The 22812-nt window shown below is 67.8% G+C and carries 22 protein-coding genes; 13 read left to right on the forward strand and 9 right to left on the reverse strand.

What is annotated here, in order from left to right; genetic code table 11:
- Positions 1–165 precede the first annotated feature (165 nt).
- Genes ACFOSH_RS17935 through ACFOSH_RS17945 form a run of 3 tightly spaced genes read left to right on the forward strand, consistent with a single transcriptional unit; the run spans position 166 to position 2433 of the window.
- Entirely contained in the window at positions 166–1176 is a 1011-nt protein-coding gene (locus ACFOSH_RS17935) for an ATP-binding cassette domain-containing protein (protein WP_378240070.1), read from the forward strand.
- Positions 1173–2033: an ABC transporter permease gene (locus ACFOSH_RS17940; protein ID WP_378240072.1), complete on the forward strand. Its 861-nt coding sequence runs from the start codon at positions 1173–1175 to the stop codon at positions 2031–2033. The genes ACFOSH_RS17935 and ACFOSH_RS17940 overlap by 4 nt, the downstream gene beginning before the upstream one ends.
- Positions 2034–2046: 13 nt before the next feature.
- Positions 2047–2433 (forward strand): YciI family protein, encoded by a 387-nt coding sequence (locus ACFOSH_RS17945; RefSeq protein ID WP_378240073.1) that lies wholly within the window; start codon positions 2047–2049, stop codon positions 2431–2433.
- Positions 2434–2489: 56 nt separating this feature from the next.
- Here ACFOSH_RS17945 and ACFOSH_RS17950 read toward each other — a convergent pair whose 3' ends face one another.
- Both ACFOSH_RS17950 and ACFOSH_RS17955 read right to left on the reverse strand, forming a co-directional pair.
- Complete coding sequence (locus tag ACFOSH_RS17950) at positions 2490–2780, reverse strand: DUF1905 domain-containing protein (RefSeq protein WP_378240074.1); 291 nt, start codon at positions 2778–2780, stop codon at positions 2490–2492.
- Between the two features lie 25 nt (positions 2781–2805).
- Entirely contained in the window at positions 2806–4347 is a 1542-nt protein-coding gene (locus ACFOSH_RS17955) for a GMC family oxidoreductase (RefSeq protein ID WP_378240075.1), read from the reverse strand.
- 153 nt (positions 4348–4500) lie between these two features.
- On the opposite strand from ACFOSH_RS17955, the gene ACFOSH_RS17960 reads away from it, so the two are divergent.
- The 3 genes from ACFOSH_RS17960 to ACFOSH_RS17970 are packed head-to-tail and all read left to right on the forward strand — an operon-like array spanning position 4501 to position 7884.
- On the forward strand, positions 4501–5856 hold the full coding sequence (locus ACFOSH_RS17960) for an aminotransferase family protein (protein WP_378240076.1): 1356 nt from the start codon (positions 4501–4503) through the stop codon (positions 5854–5856).
- The gene (locus tag ACFOSH_RS17965; protein ID WP_378240078.1) at positions 5853–7067 is read left to right on the forward strand and encodes an epoxide hydrolase family protein; all 1215 of its coding nucleotides are present in this window, start codon (positions 5853–5855) and stop codon (positions 7065–7067) included. The genes ACFOSH_RS17960 and ACFOSH_RS17965 overlap by 4 nt, the downstream gene beginning before the upstream one ends.
- The gene (locus tag ACFOSH_RS17970) at positions 7060–7884 is read left to right on the forward strand and encodes an alpha/beta fold hydrolase (RefSeq protein WP_378240079.1); all 825 of its coding nucleotides are present in this window, start codon (positions 7060–7062) and stop codon (positions 7882–7884) included. The genes ACFOSH_RS17965 and ACFOSH_RS17970 overlap by 8 nt, the downstream gene beginning before the upstream one ends.
- Before the next feature lie 434 nt (positions 7885–8318).
- Here the strand turns inward: ACFOSH_RS17970 and ACFOSH_RS17975 are convergent, their stop codons facing one another.
- Both ACFOSH_RS17975 and ACFOSH_RS17980 read right to left on the reverse strand, forming a co-directional pair.
- Positions 8319–8714: an SgcJ/EcaC family oxidoreductase gene (locus ACFOSH_RS17975; RefSeq protein WP_378240080.1), complete on the reverse strand. Its 396-nt coding sequence runs from the start codon at positions 8712–8714 to the stop codon at positions 8319–8321.
- Positions 8711–9049 (reverse strand): hypothetical protein, encoded by a 339-nt coding sequence (locus ACFOSH_RS17980; RefSeq protein WP_378240081.1) that lies wholly within the window; start codon positions 9047–9049, stop codon positions 8711–8713. Before ACFOSH_RS17980 ends, ACFOSH_RS17975 begins: the two co-directional genes overlap by 4 nt.
- A gap of 191 nt (positions 9050–9240) precedes the next feature.
- Here ACFOSH_RS17980 and ACFOSH_RS17985 point away from each other — a divergent pair, with 191 nt between their 5' ends.
- Complete coding sequence (locus ACFOSH_RS17985) at positions 9241–10644, forward strand: FAD-dependent oxidoreductase (protein ID WP_378240082.1); 1404 nt, start codon at positions 9241–9243, stop codon at positions 10642–10644.
- A gap of 34 nt (positions 10645–10678) precedes the next feature.
- On the forward strand, positions 10679–12145 hold the full coding sequence (locus ACFOSH_RS17990; RefSeq protein WP_378240083.1) for an MFS transporter: 1467 nt from the start codon (positions 10679–10681) through the stop codon (positions 12143–12145).
- Between the two features lie 63 nt (positions 12146–12208).
- On the opposite strand, the gene ACFOSH_RS17995 is transcribed toward ACFOSH_RS17990, so the two are convergent.
- Positions 12209–13780: a tryptophan halogenase family protein gene (locus ACFOSH_RS17995; protein ID WP_378240084.1), complete on the reverse strand. Its 1572-nt coding sequence runs from the start codon at positions 13778–13780 to the stop codon at positions 12209–12211.
- Between the two features lie 193 nt (positions 13781–13973).
- Positions 13974–14402, reverse strand: a complete 429-nt coding sequence (locus tag ACFOSH_RS18000) for an enediyne antibiotic chromoprotein (RefSeq protein ID WP_378240085.1) — start codon at positions 14400–14402, stop codon at positions 13974–13976.
- A gap of 296 nt (positions 14403–14698) precedes the next feature.
- Between ACFOSH_RS18000 and ACFOSH_RS18005 the strand changes: the two genes are divergently transcribed.
- The 4 genes from ACFOSH_RS18005 (at position 14699) to ACFOSH_RS18020 (ending at position 18511) form a co-directional block, all read left to right on the forward strand.
- Positions 14699–15541: an alpha/beta fold hydrolase gene (locus tag ACFOSH_RS18005; protein WP_378240086.1), complete on the forward strand. Its 843-nt coding sequence runs from the start codon at positions 14699–14701 to the stop codon at positions 15539–15541.
- Positions 15542–15576: 35 nt separating this feature from the next.
- The gene (locus tag ACFOSH_RS18010) at positions 15577–16815 is read left to right on the forward strand and encodes a cytochrome P450 family protein (protein WP_378240087.1); all 1239 of its coding nucleotides are present in this window, start codon (positions 15577–15579) and stop codon (positions 16813–16815) included.
- Positions 16812–17594 (forward strand): SDR family NAD(P)-dependent oxidoreductase, encoded by a 783-nt coding sequence (locus ACFOSH_RS18015; RefSeq protein ID WP_378240088.1) that lies wholly within the window; start codon positions 16812–16814, stop codon positions 17592–17594. The genes ACFOSH_RS18010 and ACFOSH_RS18015 overlap by 4 nt, the downstream gene beginning before the upstream one ends.
- Positions 17595–17713: 119 nt before the next feature.
- Positions 17714–18511: an alpha/beta fold hydrolase gene (locus tag ACFOSH_RS18020; RefSeq protein WP_378240089.1), complete on the forward strand. Its 798-nt coding sequence runs from the start codon at positions 17714–17716 to the stop codon at positions 18509–18511.
- Positions 18512–18529: 18 nt separating this feature from the next.
- Here the strand turns inward: ACFOSH_RS18020 and ACFOSH_RS18025 are convergent, their stop codons facing one another.
- Genes ACFOSH_RS18025 through ACFOSH_RS18035 form a run of 3 tightly spaced genes read right to left on the reverse strand, consistent with a single transcriptional unit; the run spans position 18530 to position 21989 of the window.
- A complete protein-coding gene (locus ACFOSH_RS18025) occupies positions 18530–19801 on the reverse strand; it encodes an aminotransferase family protein (RefSeq protein ID WP_378240090.1) in 1272 nt (423 codons plus the stop codon).
- Between the two features lie 13 nt (positions 19802–19814).
- Positions 19815–21020: a cytochrome P450 gene (locus tag ACFOSH_RS18030; protein ID WP_378240091.1), complete on the reverse strand. Its 1206-nt coding sequence runs from the start codon at positions 21018–21020 to the stop codon at positions 19815–19817.
- An 18-nt stretch (positions 21021–21038) separates the two neighbouring features.
- Complete coding sequence (locus tag ACFOSH_RS18035; protein WP_378240092.1) at positions 21039–21989, reverse strand: PDR/VanB family oxidoreductase; 951 nt, start codon at positions 21987–21989, stop codon at positions 21039–21041.
- 160 nt (positions 21990–22149) lie between these two features.
- Here ACFOSH_RS18035 and ACFOSH_RS18040 point away from each other — a divergent pair, with 160 nt between their 5' ends.
- Positions 22150–22713 carry a carboxymuconolactone decarboxylase family protein gene (locus ACFOSH_RS18040; protein ID WP_378240093.1) on the forward strand — a complete coding sequence of 188 codons (564 nt, stop codon included), beginning with the start codon at positions 22150–22152 and terminating at the stop codon, positions 22711–22713.
- Positions 22714–22812 lie beyond the last annotated feature (99 nt).

The raw sequence follows: 22812 nt of genomic DNA on the forward strand, positions 1-22812 counted from the left end.
ATCTCCTCGGCTGCGGGTGATGCGGGGGAGAGCACGACGGGAGAAGCATTCACGCCCGTGATCGGCGACCATGAACTCTTCACATCGCGGTCGTGGCCTGATCACTGTTCGTGGTGATCCGCCGTCGCCAGAATGGAAGGTAAACAGAACCAGAAGGGTTCGATCATGACAAAGGACCGCGACGGGGATCCCGCGATCGAAGCGTCCGGGTTGACCAAGATCTACGGCGACAAACGAGCACTCGACGGGCTCGACCTCACAGTTCCCGCGGGGACGGTGTATGGCGTTCTCGGCCCCAACGGGGCGGGAAAGACCACGTCCGTGAAGGTGCTGGCGACGTTGCTGCGTCCCGACGGAGGACAGGCCAAGGTCTTCGGTCACGACGTCGTGCGCGAGGCGGACGCCGTCCGTGCACGAGTGAGCCTCACGGGTCAGTACGCCTCGGTGGACGACGACCTGACAGGCACCGAAAACCTGATCCTGCTGTGCCGTCTGCTCGGCCACGGCAAGGCCGCCTCGAAGGCGCGCACCGAGCAGCTCCTCAACGCCTTCGGGCTGACCGAGGCGGCCGGGCGTCAGGTGAAGAACTACTCCGGCGGTATGCGGCGGCGGCTCGACATCGCCGCCAGCATCGTGAACACCCCGGATCTGCTCTTCCTCGACGAGCCGACCACCGGCCTCGACCCGCGCAGCCGCAACCAGGTGTGGGACATCGTGCGCGCTGTCGTCAAACGCGGCACCACGGTGCTGCTGACCACCCAGTACCTCGACGAGGCCGACCAGCTCGCCAGCCGCATCGCGGTCGTCGACCACGGCAAGGTCATCGCCGAGGGCACGCCCGGCCAGCTGAAGGCGTCGATCGGCGTCGGTGCGATCCACCTGCGCCTGCGGCACTCAAACCAGCGGACGGACGCGCAGAACGTGCTCGCCCGTTTCCTGGAGCAGCCCACGCTTTCGGAGCACGACGAGGTCTTGGTCAGCGCCCGTATCCCGGGTGTGGAAGGCGACGCCGGCATGGCCGAGTGGGCTTCCAAGGCACTGCACGAACTTTCGCTGCGGGACATCGTCGTCGACGAGTTCTCGCTCGGGCAGCCGAGCCTCGACGAGGTGTTCCTCGCGCTCACCGACCGGCCCGCGACGCCGGAGAACGCCGCCAAGGAGGGGGCGAACCGATGACTTCCACCATCAAGCCGACCGAAACGACCGAGGCGGCCGAGGAGACCCGGCCCGCCGACGTCGACGCGCTCGACGCGGTACTCGCGTCGGTCGACCGGCCCAAGCGTCCCAGCGCGCTCTCCGCCTCGCTGACCTTCGGCTGGCGGGCCGCGCTGAAGATCAAGCACCTGCCCGAGCAACTGTTCGACGTCACGGGCTTCCCGATCATCATGACCGTGATGTTCACGTACCTCTTCGGTGGCGCCATCGGCGGTTCGACCGAGGCGTACCTGGACTACCTGCTCCCGGGCATCCTCGCGATCACCGTCGTGATGATCACGATGTACACCGGTGTCGCGGTGAACAGCGACATCGCCAAGGGTGTCTTCGACCGGTTCCGGACGCTGCCGATCTGGCGCCCCGCCACGATCGTCGGCTACCTGCTCGGCGACTTCCTGCGCTACCTCATCGGCTGCGTCGTCATCATCGGCGTCGGCCTCATCATGGGCTACAACCTGGGCAGCATCGCCGGTACGGTCGGCGCGGTGGCCCTGCTGCTGGTGTTCTCGTTCTCGCTTTCCTGGATCTGGACCTTCCTCGGCCTGTCCATGCGGTCGGAGAAGACCGTGATGAGCGTGAGCATGGTGGCGTTGTTCCCGTTGACCTTCCTGTCCAACGTGTTCGTGCAGCCGTCGACGATGCCCGGCTGGCTCGAAGCCGCGGTCAGCTGGAACCCCATCACCCATCTGGTCACCGCGATGCGAGGCCTGATGAGCGGCAGCCCGAACGTCGGCGAGATCATTTGGGTGCTCGTCGCCAGTATCGTGCTGATCGCCGGATTCGGCTCCGCCACGATGGCAGCCTACAAGCGGAAGTAAGAAGGAGAAAAGAATGAAGTACATGGTCCTCCTCTACTCGCACCCCGAGCCGTGGGGACACCCCGTGGAGGAATTCACCCCGGAGTTCTCCGGCCTTCCCGCGGACGAGCGCAAGAAGCACTTCGAGGCATTCGAGGCGTTGCTCGGCCGTTTGCACGAAAACGGTGAGCTGGTCGGCGGGGAAGCGCTCGGCGACCCGGCCAAGGCGAGCCTTTACGAGGTCGCTTCGGACGGCTCGAAGAAGAAGAGCGACGGACCGTATTCGTCGACGAAGGACCACCTCGCCGGCTTCTTCCTGATCGAGGCCAAGGACCAGGCCCGCGCCGACGAGATCGCCGAGGAGTTCGCCGCTCCCGGACAGAGCGTCGAACTGCGGCCGATCTGGACCGGCGGCGAATAGCCCCACGCGAAAGGGCCGGACCGGGGAATCCCCGATCCGGCCCTTTCGTTGTGCTGCTAGGAGATCCGCTTGGTCAGGTGCACGGTGACCTTGTCGCCGATCTCCTTCTGGATGACCTTCCGGAACGGCTTGCGCAGCGGCATCATGTGCACGCCGCCGCCGATCGGGAGCATGCTCGCCTCGTAGTCGTGACCGTCGACGGTGCCGCTGACCTTGACGGCCTTGCCGGTGCCGAAGAACTCGGCCGAGTCCGGCATGTTCACACACGGCCAGCCACTGTTTCCGTCGGGAATGACTTCGGCCGTGAAAGTCACGTCGATCGCGTGCGGTGCAGTCTTCTCAGCCATACTCTCAGATCTTCCTGGTCGTAGTTCATGAGCCCGGGTGGAGAATCAAGTCCGCGGCCTTCTCGGCGATGGCGATGACCGGGGCGTTGGTATTGCCCCGCACGATCGTCGGCATGACGGAAGCGTCCACGACACGGAGTGATTCTATTCCACGAACCCGCAATTGCGCATCCACGACCCTGCCCATTCCACAGGTCCCCACCGGATGGTGGCCGGTGAGCACGTTCCGCCGGGTGAAAGCGGCCAGCTCCGCGACCGTGTCGGAGGCGGGAGCGGCGATGGCGTCGAGCGTGTACGGCTTGAGCGCGACCTGCCGGGACAGTTCCAGGCTGATCCGCACTCCCTCGATCGCCATCGCGAGATCGGCCGGGTCGGCGAGGTAGTTCTGGACGATCTTCGGCTTGGCCGTCGGTTCCGAACTGAACAGTGTCACGTTCCCGCGCGTGCGCGGCTTCGCCACCGAGGCCCCGAACGAAAGCGCGTGCCGGGACGGTGGCGAGAGGAAGCCGTCGGAGATCATCAGCGGCATGCAGATGAACTGCAGGTCGGGGGCGTCGCCGGTGGTCGTCACGAAACCGCCGGTCTCCGGGCCGCCCGAGGTGAGGAAGCCTCTCGCGTCGCGCTCGTACGCCTGAGCGTGTTCGGGGTCCCCGGCGGCGAGGAGGCTCACCGGCTTGTCGTGACCGAAGCTCAGCCAGACATGCGGATGATCCTGAAGCTGCTGCCCGACGTCGGGCAGGTCGAGGACGACGTCGATGCCGAACGCGCGGAGGTGGTCGGCGGGCCCGATCCCGGAGTGCATCAGGATCTTCGGCGAGTTGTAGGTGCCGGCGCTGATGACGACCTCGCGTTCGGCGCGGATCTCGACGATCTCGTCGAGCCGGTTGCCGACGATCCCGACCGCGCGGCCGTTCTCGACGAGCACCCGGTGCACCTCGAGGTCGGTCTCGACGGTGAGGTTCGGCCTGTCCAGCACGGGCCGCAGGAACTCCGACGCGGTACTGGCCCGGCGGCCGTCCCGCTGCGTGACCTGGAACGCGCCGAACCCTTCCTGCGTGACACCGTTGAAGTCGGCGTTGTGGTGGTAGCCCGCTTCGAGCGCGGCCGCGGTGAACGCCGCGGAACTGGGGTTCCCCGTCCGCCCGTCACTGACGCGCAGCGGACCGCCGACGCCGTGGAACTCGTCCTCACCGCGTTCGTTGTCTTCCGAGCGGCGGAAATACGGGAGTATCCCGGCGAAATCCCAGCCCGGCTGATCCCACTCGTCGAAGTCGGCGCGGTTGCCGCGGACGTAGGCACCGCCGTTCACCGAACTCCCGCCACCGACCACACGCGCCTGCGGGAGGTAGACCCGCCGCCCTTCGCAGTACGGCTCCTGGTGGGTGTCGAAGTCCCAGTCGTACCGGGTCTTGAAGAATTTCCCACCGGCGACGGGGACGACGAAGTTCGGATGATCGTCGGACGGCCCGGCTTCGACAAGCACGACGGAGACGGAGGGGTCCGCGCTCAACCGGTTAGCGAGGACGCAACCGGACGCACCGGCACCAACCACGACAAAATCGACCATAACGGGAATTTAGCAAGATCGACGGGGGACCGGTTTCTCCTCGGTTGCGGCAAGAATTCCTGAATCCTGCGGCAATCGGCGAGAAGGCCGCTTTGCCCGTCTCCCCTAGCGTGGTTCGTGTCTGCTGCCGGAATCCGCGGAGGGAACGCCGAAATGACCATCGCCAGCGAGGGGCAAGGGAGCGCGGAGTACGCGGCCGCGCTCCAGGCCCTGGACCGCAAGCACCTCATCCACCCGCACCAGAACCCGACGCGGACCGAACGCAACATCTTCGTCCGCGGCAAGGGATCCGTGGTCTGGGACGCCGCGGACGTCCCGTTCATCGACGGTATGGCGGGCGGTAACTGGGTGGTCGCCGTCGGCCACGGGCGCGCCGAACTGGCCGAGGTCGCGGCGGCACAGGCGGAGAAGCTGGAGTACTTCTCGCTGTGGCGCGAATATTCGAACGAACCGGCTATCCGGCTCGGCGCCCGGCTCGCGGAGCTCGCGCCGGCGGGGATGACCAAGATCCACTTCACCAGCGGCGGTTCGGACGGCACGGAAGCGGCGCTCAAGATCGCGCGGCGGTACCACTTCGAACGCGGCGACACCGAGCGGACCTGGATCATCGGACGGCAGTTCGGTTACCACGGAACGACTCTCGCCGGCGGCTCGGTCAGCGGCATGGACGACATGCACTTCGGCGCCGGACCGACCATGCCGCACGTCACCAAAGTGAGCCCGCCGATGGTGTCCCACCCGGAGATGTTCGGCGGCCAGGACCCGACGGACTTCCTTTTGCAGGAGCTGGAAACCGAGATCCTCCGCGTCGGGCCGGAGAAGATCGCCGCGATGATCGGCGAGCCGGTGATGGGCGGTGGCGGCGTCATCGTGCCGCCGGAGGACTACTGGCCGCGGATCCGCACGCTCCTGAGCAAGTATGGCATCCTGCTGATCGCCGACGAGGTCATCACCGGGTTCGGCCGCACGGGCGACTGGTTCGCCTCGGCGCACTACAGCCCGGACATCATCGTCACCGCCAAGGGGATCTCCAGCGGCTACGCGCCGCTCGGCGCCGTCCTCATGCGCGACGAGATCGGCGAGGTCATGGTCGGCAACCCCGAGAAGTTCTTCTTCCACGGGCTGACCTACTCGGGACATCCGGTCGCGTGCGCGCTGGCGCTGACGAACCTCGACATCATCGAGCGGGAGAACATCCTCGGCCAGGCCAAGAAGATCGAGAGCTGGTTCACCGAGGGCCTCGAAGGCATCCGGAACCTTCCGATCGTGCACGACGTCCGCGTGCACGGCGCGATGGTCGGCATCGAACTGACCGCGGACCCGAACACCGGCGAGCCGATGCCGTTCGACCGCATGGTCGGCATCATCGACGACCTGCGCGGCAAGCACCGCGTCCTGGCCCGCGACTACGGGCCCACCCTCGTCGTCGGCCCGCCGCTCGTACTGGAGCAGGAGCAGGCCGCGGAGATCTCCACCGCCATCACCGACGTGCTAAGGACCAAGTCATGACACCGTTCAAAGTGGACATTCCGCAGGAAGCCATCGACGACCTGCGCAGACGGCTCGACGACACCCGCTGGCCCGCCGAGACTCCCGACGTCGGCTGGACCCGCGGTGTTCCGCAGTCCTACCTGAAGGAGCTCGTCGAGTACTGGCGTACCGAGTACGACTGGCGCGCGACGGAAGCGAAGATCAACCAGTTCCCCCAGGTCGTCACGAACATCGACGGGGCGAACATCCACTACCTGCACGTGCGGTCGCCCGAGCCGGACGCGACGCCGATGGTGATGACCACCGGCTGGCCGAGCTCGATCATCGAGTACCTGGACCTCATCGGGCCACTGACCGACCCGCGCTCCCACGGCGGCGACCCGAAGGACGCCTACCACCTCGTCATCCCGACGTTGCCCGGCTTCGGTTTCTCCACGCCGCTGACGCAGCACGGCTGGCTGGTGCCCAAGATGTCGGAGATCTGGGGCAAGCTCATGGCCGAGATCGGCTATGACAAATACATCGTGCAGGGCGCGGACTGGGGTTCGTTCATCTCCATCATCCTCGCCGCGATGAAGCCGGAGAACGTGCTCGCCGCGCACGTGAACTTCCTCGTGACCCAGCCCGCCGACGCGAGTGATCTCGAAGGCCTGAGCCAGGAAGAGCTCGAACTGCTCGACCCGTACATGCTCCCCGCGCCGGGGTACATGGTCGAGCACGCGACCCGGCCGCAGACGCTGAGCTACAGTCTGGCGGACTCACCGGTCGGGCAACTCGCTTGGTACATCGAGAAGTTCCACGCTTGGTCGGGCGCCGTCGACTCGCCCGAAGAGGTCTTCGACCGCGACGACCTGCTCGCCACCGTGACGCTGTACTGGCTCACCGGTTCGGCAGGCAACGCGGCACACTTCTACTGCGACAACGCGGCCTTCACCCGGACGTCGGCGACGCCGCACCCCGAACTGGCCGTCGCGCATCCGAGGTTCGAGGAGTACAAGACGTTCGTCGCTCCCCTGCCGCCGATCTCGACGCCGATCGGGGTGGCCGCCTACAAGTACGACATCATGGAGCCGATCCGCACCTACGCGGAGCGGGCGTTCTCCGACATCGTGCAGTGGCGGCGGCTCGACCGGGGCGGGCACTTCCCCGGCCTGGAAGCGCCGGACCTCTTCCTCGACGACCTCCGGAAGTTCAAGCAGGCCTTGCGCGCGAGGGGCACCAGTGACTGACGCCAACATCGAGAACCTCGACTACGGCAACCGCGACCTCCCGATCGAGAAGGTGACGTCCGCCGACGGCACCACCATCGCCTACGAGAAGTCGGGCACCGGTCCGCCGGTGATCATCATCGGCGGCGGCCTGAACGAGAAGGCGATGCACGCCGAACTCGCCGAAGGCCTGTCCGAGAACTTCACGGTGTACAACTACGACCGCCGTGCCCGGGGCGACAGCGACGACAAACGGGTCGGACCGTACACAGTGGACCGTGAGATCGAGGACCTGGCCGCGGTGATCGAGGCCGCGGGCGGCACCGCCCACGTCTTCGCGAACTGCACCGGCTCGATGATCGCCGTCCCGGCGGCCGCGCGCGGCGTCCCGATGCTCAAACTGGCCATGTACGAACCTCCGTACAGCGGCCCGAAAGTCCCGCCTGGCTACACCGAGCAGCTCATGGAACTGCTGGAGCAGGACAAGATCAAGGAGGCTGTCTCACTGTTCCTGAAGTGGGACGCGCTCTTCACCGAGGACGAGATCGAGTTCTTCTCGACGCATCCGATCTGGCCGGCGTTCGAGGCGATGGCGCATTCCATGCCGTACGACTCGATCCTGTCCGACGACGCGGACCGCGTCCCCGTCGAGGAGCTGGGCGCCATCACGGTGCCGAGTCTCGTGCTCGGCGGGAACAAGAGTCCACAGTGGATGAAGGACATGTGCCAGGCCGTCGCCGACGGGATCCCTCGGGGCGAGTACGTCACGATGGACACCGCCGGGCACCTGATGGACGACACGCTGGGCGCCGAACTGCTGACGAAGTTCTTCCGGTGAGATAAGAGGCGTGACTCGCGTGAGCGGCGGGTCGAGGTGGTCGTGAGTGGCAAGTGTCGTTCTAACGGCATTTACCACTCACGACCCACCCGACCGCTCGAAAGCCGCCTTCGGGTTAGTGGGCCGAACGGCAAAGGGGTCTTGTCGGTCGGGGTGAAGGGGCTTCCGGTGCCCTGAGCCGCGCCGCGGCATGTCCTGAAGGGCCCCTTCAAGACGTTCAACGTCCTGAAGGGGGCCTTCAGGACACGACGCCGAGTCACCGAACCCCAGGGTGGCACCTTCGACCAGGTGGGTCGTGAGTGGTAAGTGTCGTTCTAACGGCATTTATCACTCACGACCACCTGTACCGAGACGTCACCGCCCCCACCACTCCGAACGCACGAAAGCCGCTTCGCAACCCTAAGGTCGCGAAGCGGCTTTCGTGTGTGGGAACGTCAGTCCCGCGGGGTGTTCTGGTAAGCGGTCAGCTTCCACTCGCCGTCTTGCAGGACAGCGGTCCACGAGGCGCGCACCTTGGCGTTCTCGGCGACCGCGGTGTCGCCGGCCTGGATCACGCCGCCTTCGGTGTAGAGCACGACGACGCCGGGCGCGATCTGGCGGGCGTCGAACGGGGTGCCGGTGACCTGGGAGCCCTGGTAGGCGGTGGCGAACGCGCCGGCCATGAACTTCGCGATGTTGTCGCGGCCCTTGACGTGGACGCCGGGCAGGATCATCGTGCCGTCCTCGACGAACACGTCGGCGAAGGCCTCCGCGTCGTGGCGGGCCCAGGCGGCGACGATCTGGCCGGGCAGGGCGGCGACGCCGGTGGCGGTGTCGGCGGTAGCGGTCATCGGTCTCTCTCCTCGTTTCGGTTTCCGTTTTCGGCACTGGAGAAGCCATAGGAGCCGATGAGCGTGGCCCCACTGGGTACCGGTCCTTCCGGGGCGCGCTCGCGGATGCCCCGTTGGAACTCGTGGAACGCGGTCGACGCGGCGAGGGGGTTCCCGTCGCCCTCGACGACACCGACGTGGACGAAACTCACCCCGTCGTCGAGTTTGAAAGACGCGTAGCTCAGCCCATCCGGCCGCTCCCGCGCCAATTCCGCGAAGACGGCCTCCACCAGTTTCTCGTTCTCACCGGCGGATTCCGTGGTCGTCTGATAACGGACGACGAACGCCGAACCCATTCGTGCTCCTTCCTCGTGGCGCGGAGGTCCACAACGGAAACTACGCGTTCACGGGGCACCGGGACACCGCCGCGGAACAAGCTCGCAAACCCGGAGAAGCGCTACGCAAAGCGGGAGAAGTGCGCGGCCACCGACGGGCCTAGCGTTTTTCGTATTCGTCCACGCACCTGACCACCGAAAGGCACACGCCAATGGGAACGAAGATCGGCGACCACGCCGTCGTGCTCGGGGGCAGCATCGCCGGGATGCTCGCCGCCCGCGTGCTTTCCGACGCCTACAGCCAGGTGACCGTCATCGAACGCGACGACCTCACCGCGGCCGGGACGGATCTGCGCCCGGCGATCTCGTGGGCGATCCACATCCACGCCCTGCTCGAACGCGGCCGGATCATCATCGAGGACCTGTTCCCCGGGTTCGTCGACGACATGATCGCGGCCGGCGTCCCGGTCGGCGACTACGGGTCGACCTGCCACTACTACTTCAACGGCGACATGTTCGCCGTCACCGACACCGGGATGGCCTGTGTGGCCGCGAACCGGCCGGTGATCGAGCACTTCCTGCGGTCGCGCACGCTGCCTCGCCCCGGCGTCGTCCTGCGTGAGCGCACGGACATCGTCGGGCTGGTCGCGAACGAGGGCAACGAGCGCATCACCGGTGTCCGCGTGCAGAGCCGGGACGGCGGTGGCGAGGAGGTGATCAGCGCGGACCTGATCGTCGACGCCTCCGGCCGCGGCTCGCGGTCCCCGCGCTGGCTCGAGGAGCTCGGTTACGAGAAGGCGCCGGAGGAGAAGGTCCAGATGGACCTGACCTACACGACGATGGACTTCGTCGGCCCGCTGCCGGTCGACCCGCTCGGCGAGGACATCGCGCTGGTCCCGACGGCGACCCCGGGTTTCCCGCGCGGCGGCATCTTCGCGCGGCTGGCCGACCGCTACGCCCTCACCCTCACCGGCATCGCGGGCGACCGGGCGCCGACCGACCACGACGGCTTCCTGGCCTACGCCAAGACGTTGCCGGTCAAGGAGGTCTACAACGCCATCGAGAACGCGGAGCAGCGCGCGCCCGCCGGTTCGTTCCGGTTCCCGGCCAGCGTCCGCCGCCACTACGAGAAGCTGACCCGCTTCCCCGCCGGCTACCTGATCCTCGGTGACGCCGCGTGCATCTTCAACCCCGTGTACGCCCAGGGCATGACGGTCGCCGCGATGGGCGCGAACGTCCTGCGCAAGCACCTGGAGAAGGGTGTCGAGCCGACGTTCCGCGGCTACTTCCGTGACTTGGCCAAGGAAATCGACTCGCCGTGGATGATGTCCGCCTCCGCCGACCTCGGTTACGAGACGGTGCGCGGCAAGCGCACTCTCGCGACCAAGATCGGCAACGCCTACATGTCGAAGGTGATGGCGGCGGCCGCGAACGACCCGGTGGTGGCGCGCGGGTTCATGCGCACCATCTCCCTGATCGACCCGCCGCAGGCGCTGATGAAGCCGTCGATGATGCGCCGGGTGCTGTTCTCCGTCGGTGGCAAGAAGAACGCCACCGTGACCACGCTCCCCACCGCCAAGACGGACACCGGCGAGGCCGAGCGTCCCGCGGCCTGATCCGCTCCCTTCGCTACAAGCACAAGGAGTTCCGGTGAGTCATCTCCAGGCGGCTGGCAACGCCGTCCGATTCCGCTGGGCCGCGCTGGTCCTGTTGTGCGCGGCCAACTTCGCGGTTCTGCTGGATTCGCAGAGTGTCATCCTGGCGCTGCCGTCGCTGGCGCCCGATCTCGGGATGGCCCCCGCCGACGCGCAATGGGTGCTGAGCGCGAAGCTCATCACCTTCGGCGGGCTGCTCATCCTCGGCGGCCGGGCGGCCGACCACTTCGGCAGGCGCCGGGTGTTCGTGCTCGGCACCGCATTGTTCCTCGTCGGGTCCGTCCTTTGTGGTCTGGCCTGGAGCCCGGCGGTGATCATCGCGGCGCGGGCGCTCAGCGGGATCGCCGCGGCGCTGATGGTGCCGACGGCGTTGTCGATCCTCATGAACACCTTCCCCGAGGGCAAGAGCCGTAACACCGCGCTCGCGGGCTGGTCCGGCATCGGCGGGATCGGCGCGACGGCCGGCCTGCTCGTCGGCGGGCTGCTCACCCAGACCCTGGGCTGGCAGTGGGTGTTCTACGTCAACGTGCCGATCGCGGTGCTGGTCATGCTGCTCGCGCCGGTGCTCCTGCAGGAGAGCCGCGATTCCGGCAAGCGCCGCAGCCAGGACGTCGCGGGGGCCGTAATCAGCACACTCGCACTCGTCGCGATCATCCTCGCCGTCGTGCAGGCGCCGGTGTGGGGCTGGACGAGCGCGCCGACGCTGATCCTGTTCGCCGTCGCCGCCGGGCTGCTCGCCCTGTTCGTGGCGGTGGAGAAGCGTTCGTCGGCGCCGCTGGTGCCGCTGGCGCTGATCAAGCGCCCGGCGCTCGCGGGCGGCAACCTCGTCACCGTCGCGATGGGTATGGCGGCCTTCGGGCTTTCGGTCACCATCTCGATGTACGGCCAGGTCGTCCTCGGCTATAGCCCGCTGGAGTTCGGTGTGCTGCAGTCGGTCATGCCGACGCTGGCGTTCGTCGGCGCGTACGTCGGCCAGTCCGTGGTCACCAGGCTGGGTGTCCGGCCGGTCGTCGCGGCCTGTCTCGTGCTGCTCGGCGCCGGCTGCCTGCTGCTTTCCCAGGTTCCGGTGAACGGCAGCTACGGGGCCGACATCCTGTGGGGCCTGGTCGTCTTCGGCCCGGGTCTCGGCGCGGGCATGGCGGCCGCCTCGGTGGCCGCGCTGTCCAAGGTCCCGCAGGCCGACAGCGGGGCGGCGTCGGGGATCAACGTCGCTTCGTTCCAGATCGGCGGCGCGCTCGGCGTCGCCGTGGTCACCTCGGTGTCGACGTCGTTCACCGCCGCGCCGGGCGGGCCCGCGGAGTTCACCGCCGGGCTTCAGGCCTCGTTCGTGGCTTGCGTGATCTTCGCCGTCATCGGGCTCGTCGTGACGGTGACCCTGTTGAGGGGCAACAGGAAGCGGCACCTGCGCAGTGTCGACGGCCAGAACGACTCCGACCGCGACGACCTCCCCCTCGCGGGCTGACCCACTCCGCGTGAAGGCCCCCTTCCCTCGGCTGAGCAGAGGGAAGGGGGCCTTCACGCGCGTTCAGAGGCCTCGGTGCAGGGCCTCGATGTACTCGCGGTGGCTGGGCAGGCCGGCGGAGTAGATCTCGCGCTCCTTGTCGATCTGCTCGAACATCTCCCACGCGGCGGCGTCGTTCATCAGGTCGACCGACGGCGGGGCCTTCTTGAAGTCGAAGTCCATTCCGGACAGGATCGCCCACAGGCTGCGGGTCTCGAACAGCCGCAACTGGCTGCCGTCCGGGATGATGACGCTCTCCGCGTACTCGGTGAGCTTCTCCTCCAGGCTCGCCGGGATCGGCGCCTCGCGGACGGCGTTCCAGAACTCGGTGTCGTCGCGGTCGGTGAGCTTGTAGTGCATGACGATGAAGTCACGCAGATCCTCGAACGCGCTCACCATCAGCTCGTTGTACCGGGCCTTGCGGCGCTCGTCGAAGTCCGAATCCGGGAAGTGCAGCACCAGCAACGCGAGCTGGTACTCGATGAGCGCGATCGTGGTGGACTCCAGCGGCTCGACGAAGCAGCTCGACAGCCCGACGGCGATGCAGTTGTTCACCCACGAGCGGCGGTTGTGCCCGACGCGCATCTTGATGTGGTTGCCCGCGGTGTCGTAGTCGCGACCGCCGAGGTGTTCCCGCAGTTTCGCTTCGGCCTTCTCCGGCGTGGTGAACGCGCTGGAGTAGACGAAGCCGGTGCCGTCGCGGTCCGCGAGGGGGATCTCCCAGATCCAGCCGTCCGGCTTCGCGGTGGCGGAGGTGTACGGCCGCAGCCCACCCTCCTGGTGCTCCGCCGGGAGCGCGACGGCGGAGTCGCACAGCAGGACGTCGTTGGCGCTGACGAACGGCTCCTTCAGCGTCTGGTTGATCAGCAGGCCCCGGAATCCCGTGCAGTCCAGGAAAAGGTCGCCTTCGATCTCGCCGGCGGTGTCCGTGACGACCTTCTCGATCACGCCGCGCGGGTCGACGGTCACCGACGTCACGTCCGCCGAAACGAAGTTGACGCCGCGGCCGGTCGCCAGGTCACGGAGGTACTTGGCGATCAGCGCGGCGTCGAAGTGGTAGGCGTAGCGGTAGCCGGGGTCCGGCGCGTCGGTACCGGGCAACGGTTTCGGGGCCTTGTTCAGCTCGCACAGGCGCTGCAGCGCCATTCCCGCGTCGCCGAAGGTCTCGCGCACCCGCGTGTCCCCGGCCAGCCTCTGCTTCAGCCAGAAGTGCGCGAGCGAGACACCACGGCCGAATCGCTTGTGGAACGGCTTCTCGTAGTTCCGCACCGCGGGTTCGGGAACGTCGAAGAACGGGTGGTAGTAGGTGTGACTTTCGCGGCCCTCGTGCGGTTTGCGCCAGTCGTTGAACCGGACGGCGGATTTGAAGACCGCGTTGGTCTTCGGCATCCAGTCCTCTTCCTCCATCCCGAGGAAGGCGAAGGTGGTCCGCAGCGTCGGGACCGTGGCCTCACCCACCCCGATCCGCGGGATCCGCGGTGATTCGACGAGGGTGATGTCGACCTTTCTGCCGAAGGCGCGATTCAGGTACGCGGCGGACAGCCAGCCTGCTGTCCCGCCGCCGACGATCACGATCTTCTTGATTGGACGTGCCACGGAAATGCTCCTTTGCGGTCCAGAAACCCCCATCAAGCTGCGCAAACGAGCGTAGGTTCCGATCGCACGATCGGGCAGGGTCCGGTTCACTCCTTCCCGGTGAGTTACACCGTCTCGATCATGAGTTTCACCTCAAGCGGACATAAGGACACGGATCGCCGCGTGGCGACCCGTGTCCTTACGCGTTCCGCCGCTACTGGAAAGAAAGGGCGACACCGGCGGGTCCGTTGCCCGCGGCGTCCGCCAGACCGATCACGCAGGTGACCGCGGCGCAATCGACGGTGCCGTACGAAGTGCCGTCGAAAAGAATTCCTTCGAAGCTCTTCTTCACGGTCAGCGGAGTGGAAAGGGTTCCGTCGCCCGCGGCGGTCACGTCGACCCGGCCCGAAGCGTTACAGGCGAGCACGCCGGGCGACACTTCCGCACATTCGCCGACGGTGTAGGCCGCCCCCGCCGTCAGCCCCGACGCACCCACCTGGACCACGGCATTGTCGGCCAACCCGGACGACGGCGTCACCGTCGCCGAGGGGGCTTCGGCCGACGCGGGCGCCTGGAAGGCGACAAGCATGCCGAGAGCGGCGGCGGTACCGGCGACGGTTTTCGCGAAAACGCTTTTGCGCATGACTGTTTACTCCTTCATCGGGGGGCGGGTGGAATGAATGGCGGGGGATATTTTCGTATTGTTCCCCGGCGCTTCCGGTAATGAATTTACGGATCTTCGAGGTTGCTTGTCAACGAATTCTGTTCGCAACCCAGGAGAAGCGGAGCGATCTTGAAGGCGGATACCCTTTGCGCACTATGTCGGGTTCGCCCCTCCCGGGCGGCCCGGTCGCGAAGCATGCGGGCAAGCAGGGAGATGGCATGGAGGTGAGCGCGACCTAGCGTGGGAAGCGAGTTTCGACAGGCGGGAGATTCGTGATGGCGAACCAGGAAACCGCGGCCAGTCTCGACAACATCGGGTTCGGGACACGCGGTCTCGTACTCGAACACGTGACCTCGGCGGACGGGACAAGGATCGCCTTCGAGAAGTCCGGGGAAGGCCCACCGGTGATCATCCTCGGCGGCGGGCTCAACGAGAAGGCGATGTTCGCCGACCTCGCCGAGCTGCTCTCGGAGGATTTCACCGTCTACAACTACGACCGCCGCGGCCGTGGGAACAGCGAGGACAACGGCGGCCTTTCGGGTTACACGGTCGACCGCGAGGTCGAAGACCTGGCGGCGGTCCTGGCGGCGGCGGGCCCCGAAGCGGCGATCTTCGCCAACTGCACCGGCGGCCTGATCGCCATGCAGGCGGCGGCGAAGGGCGTCCCGATGGGCAAGATGGCTTTGTACGAGCCCACTTACGGCGGCCATCAACTCCCCGAGTCCTATATGGACGATCTGGAGCGGATGGTGGCCGCCGATCACCGCACCGACGCCGTCGCGCTGTTCCTGAAGGAGAACGTCCGGTTCAGCTCGGAAACCATCGAGGGGTTCAAATCCCTTCCCATCTGGCCGTCGTTCGAGGCCATGGCCCCGACGACGCTGTATGACTCCATCCTCGACGCGAACCACGAGTCCGTCCCGTTCGACCAACTGCCCGGGATCGGGGTGCCGACCCTGGTCATCGGCGGCCGGGAAAGCCCTTCCTGGCTGATCGACAACTGCCACGCCCTCGCCGACGGGCTCCCCAACGGCCAGTACGTGTGCATGAACGAGGGGCATCTGTTCAACCAGAAGGCGGGCGCCCCGCTGCTCACGGTGTTCTTCCGGTCCCAGTAAGCACAACCCTTTTCGAGCGTTGAGGAGAAGATCCGATGGAAAGCCGCTGCCCTTACACCTTGGACATCGCGGGTACGGACATTCACGCGGAGAGCGAGGCTCTCCGCGCGCAGGGTCCGATCACCCAGGTCGAACTGCCCGGCGGGGTGATCGGGTGGTCCGTGACCGGCTACCAGGCGGCCCGTCAGGTCTTGGGCGACAACCGGTTCGCGAAGGACCCGCAGAAGTGGACCAAGTACACCGAGGGTGAGATCCCCGCGAACTGGCCGCTGATCGGCTGGCTCCTGATGGACAACATGACCACGAACGACGGCGAAGACCACATGCGCCTGCGCAAGCTGGTTTCCCGCGGTTTCACGCCGAAGCAGGTCGAGCTGACCCGCCCGCTGATCCAGAAGATCGTCGACGACCTGCTCGACGGCCTCTCCGGCTTCGGCGCGGAAGAAGTCATCGACCTCAAGGGCCGCTTCGCCACCCCGCTGCCCGCCCGCGTCATCTGCGACATGTTCGGCGTGCCGGAGTCGGCCCGCGCGTCGGCCCTGCGTGGCGCCGGCGTCAACGTCACCACGACCACCACCGGTGACGAGGCCGAGGCCAACGTCGAGCTGTGGCACCAGGAACTGACCGACCTCGCCGAGTTCAAACGCGAGAACCCGGGCGACGACCTGACCAGCCTCCTGCTCGCCGCGCGCGAGGAGGACGGCAGCAGGCTCACCGACGAGGAGATGGTCGGCACCCTGCACCTCATGCTGGGCGCCGGTTCCGAGACGCTGATGAACGCGCTCAGCGCCGCCGTCGTCGCGCTGCTGAGCCAGCCCGAGCAGAAGGCGCTGCTGGACAGCGGCCAGGTTTCCTGGGACGACGTCATCGAAGAGGCGCTGCGGGTCAACGCCCCTGTCGCGCAGCTGCCGCTGCGGTACGCGACCGAAGACGTCGAGGTCGCCGGGGTCACCATCCGCAAGGGCGACCCGGTGCTGATGGGCTTCACCGCCATCGGCCGCGACCCGGAGAACCACGGCGAGACCGCCGGGCAGTTCGACGCCACCCGCGCCGACAAGACCCACCTGTCGTTCGGGCACGGCGCGCACTTCTGCCTCGGCGCGCCGCTGGCGCGGCTGGAGCTGCGGATCGCGCTGCCGGCGCTGTTCGCCCGCTACCCGGACCTGAAGCTCGCCGTCGGCGTCGACGAGCTCGAGGGCCAGGGAACGTTCATCATGAACGGGCACAAGGAGGTCCCGGTGCGCCTGGGCGAGCCCTCGCTGGTGCGGTCATGAGCGGCGGGTCCGTCCACGACGCGCCACTGGCCGTCGTCACCGGGGCGTCTTCGGGCATCGGCGCGGAGTTCACGCGGGTGCTGCGGGACCGCGGCTACCGCGTCCTCGCCGTCGCCCGCCGCGCCGACAGGCTCGAAGAGCTGGCGAAGGGCTCCAACGGCTTCATCGTCCCCTTCGTCCGTGACGTCACCTCCAAGGGTGCGGCCGAAGCGATCCTCGGCCGGGCCGAAGAACTCGGCGGCGCCGATCTCGTCGTCTGCAACGCCGGGCGGGGATCGAGGGGCCGGGTCCACGAATCGGATCCGGCCGACGCCCTCGGGATGATCCAGCTCAACGTGACGGCGAACGTCAACCTGGTCACGCAGGCCGTGCCGAAGATGGTCGCGCGCGGCTCGGGCGGCATCATCGTCGTCGCGTCGAACCTGGGCTTCTTCGCCACCCCGAACATGGCCGTCTACGGCGCCACGAAGGCCTTCCTGCTGTCCTTCACCGAGTCCCTTTCGGCGGAGCTGACGGGGACCGGTGTGCGGGCCATGGCGCTGTGCCCCGGGGCGACCTCGACCGAGTTCGGCGACGTCGCCGGGCTCGGCGACACGGTCGAGAAGACGCCTGGTTTCACGACGGCCGAAGAGGTTGTCAGGGGCGGTCTGAAGGCCTGGGACAACGGGCGCACGATCACCGTGCCCGGCACCGTCGCACGCCTGCTCACGGCGTTCTTGGCCTACTCCCCGCGGGCGCTTTCCCGCCGGATCATGGGCAAGATCTTCACCGCCGGATGACCACTATCGGGTGAATGTCCGAAATCGCCGGGCGCGAGCGATGAGTTCGCGCCCGGCCCGGAGTCTCACCTTGTGACGCCGCCACCCGACGGGCGGAAGATCGAGGAAGGACGACCGAGATGACCAGCACGAACGAGATCACCATCCCCGGCGGCCGGCTGCACTACGAGGTCCGCGGCGACGGACCACTGCTGCTGGCCATGGGCTCACCGATGGCCGCGGACGCCTTCGCCCCGCTGGCCGACGCGCTGGCGAGCCGGTTCACCGTGGTGACCCACGACCCCCGGGGCATCTCCCGGAGCCCACTGGACGACCCGGACGAGGATTCGAGCCCGGAGAAGCGCGCCGAAGACGTCATCGCGATCCTGGACCACCTCGGCGCCGAAACGGCCGACGTCTTCGGCTCCAGCGGCGGCGCGATGACCACCCTCGCGCTGGCCACCCGCCACCCCGGCCGGATCCGGACGGTCGTCGCGCACGAGCCGCCCGCGCTGACCCTGCTGCCCGACGCGGCCGAGCAGCACGCCGAGGTCGACGGCATCGTGCAGGCGTTCGAGACCGACGGCCTCGAAGCGGCCTGGACGAAGTTCCTCGGCACCTCGGGCTTCGAGGAGGACGAGGCGGGCCCGCCGCCGAGCGACTCCCCCGAGCAGGACCAGGAGGACGGGCGCCGGTTCTTCGTCCACGAGCTCCGCACGACCACGCGCTACGTCCCCGAACTCGACGCGCTGCGCGACGGCCCGTTCCGGGTCGTGGTCGGCCTCGGCGCCGACTCCGGCGGTCTGCTCACCAAGCGGACGTGCGCCGCGCTCGCCGAAGAACTCGGCGTCGAGGTGGTCGAGTTCCCCGGCGATCACGGCGGTTTCATCTGGGACCCGGAAGGCTTCGCCAAGCTGCTGGGCGACATCCTGCTCTGACCCCCGGCGGGGCCGCCCTCAGAACTCGACGAGGGCGGCCTTCTCGGTGGCGGCGAGCAGTTCGCGCGAGATCCGGTCCGCCTGCTCGGCGGTGAGGATCAGCGGCGGCGCGAGCACGACGTTCTTGACCGTGCGCCGGACCAGTACCCCGTTGTCGCGCATCAGTTTCCGCACGTGGGCGGCGCGACGGGACCGGTCCATCTCGACGGCGATCATCAGGCCGCGGCCGCGGATGTCGGTCACGCAGTCCAGCTCCCGCAACGGTTCCAGCGCGGTGAGCAGCTGCTCGCCACGGGCCCGGACGTTCGCGAGGAGGTCTTCGGACTCGATGTGGTCGATCACCGCGAGTCCGGCCGCGCAAGCGGTGGCGTGCCCGGAATGCGTGTGCCCGTGCACGAACCCGGCCATCTTCTTGTTGCTGTCGAAGACTTCGAAGACGTGCTGGGTGGTGGTGACCGCGCCGAGCGAGATGTAGCCCGCCGCCAGCCCCTTGCTGGTCGCCAGGATGTCCGGCTGGACACCGGCGTGCTCGAAGCCGAACATCCGCCCGGTGCGGCCGAAGCCGGTCGTCACCTCGTCGAGGACCAGCAGGATCCCGTGCTCGTCGCACAGCTCCCGCACGCCGCGCAAGTAGTCCTCCGGCATGACGTACGCGCCGCGCGACTGGACCGGTTCGACGAGGACGGCCGCGGTGCGCTTCCCGTGGTCGGCGAGGAAACCTTTCAGCGCGCCGATGCCCTCTTCCGGCCCCGGGACGGTGATGAACCCGCCCGGCGTCAGGTCGTCGGAGATCGGCGACGGCGCCCCGGCTGTCGCGGCGCCGGCCATCGTGGCGCCGTGGTAACCGTTGCGCAGCGAGACGATCAGCCCTCGGTCGGGTGAGCCGAGCACGGCCTGGTAGAAGCGCGCGATGCGGATCGCGGCCTCCATCGCCTCGGAACCGCTGTTGCAGAAGAAGGTCCGGGTCAGCGCCGGGCCGGCGAGTTCGCCGATCCGTTGCGCCAGGAGGATCGCCGGGATGTTGGCGCCCTCGCCCATGTCGTAGGTCATCAGCTTCGCGACCTGCGTGGCGATGGCGTCCACGACCGGCTGGCAGGCGTACCCCAGCGTCGCGTTGAAGCCGGACGACTTCGCGTCCAGATACGTGCGGCCGTCGGCGTCGGTGACCTCGCAGCCCTTGCCGGACACCGCGACGAGCGTGTCGGGGCTGACCCGGCTCGGTGACCACGGATGCCACAGGTACTCGGCGTCGATGGCGAGCAGCTCGGCCTGTCCCTCGGTTTCGCTCATTTCCGCTTGCCTCTCAGTTCGCGAGCCGGGCGCGGACCGGGATGGAATGCCAGGCCCGCAGGGTGTTGTTGAGGCGGCGTTCCCCCGGTGCCGCCAGTTCCAGCGTCTCCACGCGTTCCGCGAGCGCGGTGATGAGGCATTCGGCTTCGAGCCGGGCGAGGTTCTGCCCGACGCACTGGTGCAGCCCGAAGCCGAAACCGACGTGCCCGGACGGGTCACGGGAGAGGTCGAACTTCTCCGGATCGGCCCAGCGCCGGGGGTCGCGGTTGGCCGCGCCCAGGAACATCAGCACCTTCGCGCCGTCGGGGACCACGTGGTCGCCGACCGGGACGTCGCCCACCGCGGTACGGAAGAACGTCTGCACCGGGGACGCCCAGCGCACGGCCTCGTCGAACGCGATCCGCGCCAGCGACGGCTCGGCGCGCAGCCGCGCCCACTGCTCGGGATGCGTGACCAGCGCGTGCATGACGGCGGCGAGCGCGTGCACGGTGGTGTTGAACCCGGCGGCGAACAGCGACCGCACGACGCCCGGCGCCTGCTCGTGGGTGATCTCGCCGCGGTCGGCGGCCGCCCAGATCTGCCCGCCGAGGCCGTCTTCGGTGAGGGCGTCGCGCCGGCAGTGCTCCATGACCCACGTCGTCAGGAACTTCGCGTGGGGCGCGCCCGCGGCGACGAGTTCGTTGCGCGGGCCGAAGGCGTTGAGCAGGAAGTCACTGAAGGGCAACAGGTTCTCGCGGCCTTCCTCGGGCAGCCCGAGCGCGTCGCCGACCGCGCGCGGCGGGAACTTCTCCGCGATCGCCGTCACGGCGTCGAACTCGACCGTGCTGCCCGGGGTGCCGTCGAGGACCTTGCCGACCATCTTGTGTGCCTTGGCCATCCATTCCGCGCGGAGCCTGCGCTGCGCGCGCGGGCCGAGGAGATTCGCGAGAACCCTGCGCGGGGCGTCGTGGTGCGGCGGGTCGGCCTCGACGACGATGCTCAGCTGCCGCCACGGTTTCTCGGTCCGGAAGTTGGAGAGCCCGACCCCGGCGCCGGACTGGAACCCTTGCCAGTTGCGCAAAGCCGCGTACACCGCGTCGTACCGGGCGACGGCGTAGATGCCGTGCGCGCTCAGGTAGGAGAGCGGCCCGGCGTCGAGCAGGGCCCGCTCGAGCGGGTACGGATCCGTCAGCACCTCGGTGCCGAACGGGTCGATGTCGATGACGGGCAACGACGTCATGATCACGGCCTCCGGGGCTTACAGATCCAGTACGAGCCGGTCGGTGCACGAACGTGAGACGCAGGGGAACATGCAGTCCCCCGCCGCGCGGTCCTCGGCGGTGAGCAGGGCGTCGCGGTGGTCGACGACGCCGTCGAGGACCGTGGTCTCGCAGGTGCCGCAGACACCCTCCATACAGGACGAAAGCAGGTCGACGCCGACCGTGCGCATCGCGTCGATCACGGTCATGTCCTGGGTGACGGTGACCGTCGCGCCGCGTCGCGCGAGCACGATGTCGAACGGCTCGTCGCGCACCGGCGCGCCCTGCTCCGGCGCCGAGAAGCGCTCGGTCCACAAGGTGGGCGCGGGCCAAGGGGCACAAGCGTTCTCGACCGCGTCGAGCAGCCCCGCCGGGCCACAGCAGTAGACCCGGAGGCCGTCGCGGACTTCGCCCAGCCAGGACTGGAGATCCGGGCGGCCCTGTTCGTCCTCGGAGACGATGTGGACCTTTTCGCCGTACGCCGCGAGTTCGTCCTTGAACGCCATGGAGTTTCGTGTGCGTCCGCCATAGACGAGGTTCCAGTCCGCGTTCGTGAGCTCCGCCTGGTGGATCATGGGAAGCAGCGGGGTGATCCCGATCCCGCCCGCGATGAAGAGATAATTCTTCGCGGGCACCAACGGGAAATTGTTGCGGGGACGGCTCACGCCGACGGTGTCGCCTTTTTTCAGGTGATCGTGCACATAGGCGGAGCCGCCGCGACCGTCGGTCTCGCGCAGGACGCCGACGCGGTATTCGTAGGCGTTCCAACGATCTCCGCACAGGGAATACTGGCGGGTCAGCCCGCCGGGCAGCACGAGGTCGATATGCGAACCGGGCGTCCAGTCGGGCAGGCGCGCCCCGTCCTCGGCCTTGAGGACCAGCGAGACGACCCCTTCGGCGACGACGTCTTTGGCCGCGACGCGCAACGTCGTCTGCACCTGCGCCTGCATCGTGACCCCGCCCTCCGCTGAAGTTCGTGCTCTCCACGGTTCCATGGCGGGCGGCGGTGTACGTCTCCCTGAATGCTCGGGTGCTTGAGCAATCGGGAATATTGTTCCGCGGGGGTCGCCGGGCGGACCATCGGATTCTACGTCGATCCATGGAGGACGCATGTCGCATATCACGGTGGATCCCACCAAGCCCGGAATCATCGGCCTGTTCGCTTTCCGCCCTGAGACCGCGAAACCGCTCGGCGAACTGGTCGAGACCCTGCTGCGCGGCCCGAGCTCGCTGACCACCGGCGAGCGTGAGCTGATCGGCGCCGTCGTGTCCAAGGAGAACGACTGCTACTTCTGCGCCGAAGCACACGGCGCGTTCTCCGCCGCGCAGATCGAGGGCGGTGCCGCCACCGTCGACTCGGCCAAGCAGGACATCGACGCCGCGCCGATCTCGGACAAGCTGCGCGCGCTGCTGAAGGTCGCGCTGGCCACCCGCGAAAGCGGCCACTCGGTCACTTCCGCCCTGGTCGACAACGCCAAGACCGCCGGCGCCTCGGAAGCCGACATCCACGACACCGTGCTGATCGCTTCGCTGTTCTCGCTGTTCAACCGGTACGTCGACGGGCTCGCGACCGACGCCCCCGACCAGGCCGAGTGGTACGCCGGTGCCGCGCAGGCGCTGGTGGCCGGTGGGTACGCCGCGATCTCGGGTGCCGCTCAGGCTCAGGCCGCCTGACGTTCTGGTTCGGGTTCCAGCCAAGGCGTCTTCGGTACGGTCCGTGAAGGCCTCCTTCCCTACCCTGACGGTAGGGAAGGAGGCCTTCACGGACTTCCG

The organism is Amycolatopsis speibonae (assembly GCF_042647925.1).
Classification (GTDB): Bacteria; Actinomycetota; Actinomycetes; order Mycobacteriales; family Pseudonocardiaceae; genus Amycolatopsis; species Amycolatopsis speibonae.

Bases quoted from the DNA above. Each gene is read 5' to 3' on its own strand.
- ACFOSH_RS17935 (WP_378240070.1), top strand. From the start codon at position 166: ATGACAAAGGACCGCGACGGGGATCCCGCGATCGAAGCGTCCGGGTTG.
- ACFOSH_RS17940 (WP_378240072.1), top strand. From the start codon at position 1,173: ATGACTTCCACCATCAAGCCGACCGAAACGACCGAGGCGGCCGAGGAG.
- ACFOSH_RS17945 (WP_378240073.1), top strand. From the start codon at position 2,047: ATGAAGTACATGGTCCTCCTCTACTCGCACCCCGAGCCGTGGGGACAC.
- ACFOSH_RS17950 (WP_378240074.1), bottom strand. From the start codon at position 2,780: ATGGCTGAGAAGACTGCACCGCACGCGATCGACGTGACTTTCACGGCC.
- ACFOSH_RS17955 (WP_378240075.1), bottom strand. From the start codon at position 4,347: ATGGTCGATTTTGTCGTGGTTGGTGCCGGTGCGTCCGGTTGCGTCCTC.
- ACFOSH_RS17960 (WP_378240076.1), top strand. From the start codon at position 4,501: ATGACCATCGCCAGCGAGGGGCAAGGGAGCGCGGAGTACGCGGCCGCG.
- ACFOSH_RS17965 (WP_378240078.1), top strand. From the start codon at position 5,853: ATGACACCGTTCAAAGTGGACATTCCGCAGGAAGCCATCGACGACCTG.
- ACFOSH_RS17975 (WP_378240080.1), bottom strand. From the start codon at position 8,714: ATGACCGCTACCGCCGACACCGCCACCGGCGTCGCCGCCCTGCCCGGC.
- ACFOSH_RS17980 (WP_378240081.1), bottom strand. From the start codon at position 9,049: ATGGGTTCGGCGTTCGTCGTCCGTTATCAGACGACCACGGAATCCGCC.
- ACFOSH_RS17985 (WP_378240082.1), top strand. From the start codon at position 9,241: ATGGGAACGAAGATCGGCGACCACGCCGTCGTGCTCGGGGGCAGCATC.
- ACFOSH_RS18000 (WP_378240085.1), bottom strand. From the start codon at position 14,402: ATGCGCAAAAGCGTTTTCGCGAAAACCGTCGCCGGTACCGCCGCCGCT.
- ACFOSH_RS18005 (WP_378240086.1), top strand. From the start codon at position 14,699: ATGGCGAACCAGGAAACCGCGGCCAGTCTCGACAACATCGGGTTCGGG.
- ACFOSH_RS18010 (WP_378240087.1), top strand. From the start codon at position 15,577: ATGGAAAGCCGCTGCCCTTACACCTTGGACATCGCGGGTACGGACATT.
- ACFOSH_RS18015 (WP_378240088.1), top strand. From the start codon at position 16,812: ATGAGCGGCGGGTCCGTCCACGACGCGCCACTGGCCGTCGTCACCGGG.
- ACFOSH_RS18020 (WP_378240089.1), top strand. From the start codon at position 17,714: ATGACCAGCACGAACGAGATCACCATCCCCGGCGGCCGGCTGCACTAC.
- ACFOSH_RS18025 (WP_378240090.1), bottom strand. From the start codon at position 19,801: ATGAGCGAAACCGAGGGACAGGCCGAGCTGCTCGCCATCGACGCCGAG.
- ACFOSH_RS18030 (WP_378240091.1), bottom strand. From the start codon at position 21,020: ATGACGTCGTTGCCCGTCATCGACATCGACCCGTTCGGCACCGAGGTG.
- ACFOSH_RS18035 (WP_378240092.1), bottom strand. From the start codon at position 21,989: ATGCAGGCGCAGGTGCAGACGACGTTGCGCGTCGCGGCCAAAGACGTC.
- ACFOSH_RS18040 (WP_378240093.1), top strand. From the start codon at position 22,150: ATGTCGCATATCACGGTGGATCCCACCAAGCCCGGAATCATCGGCCTG.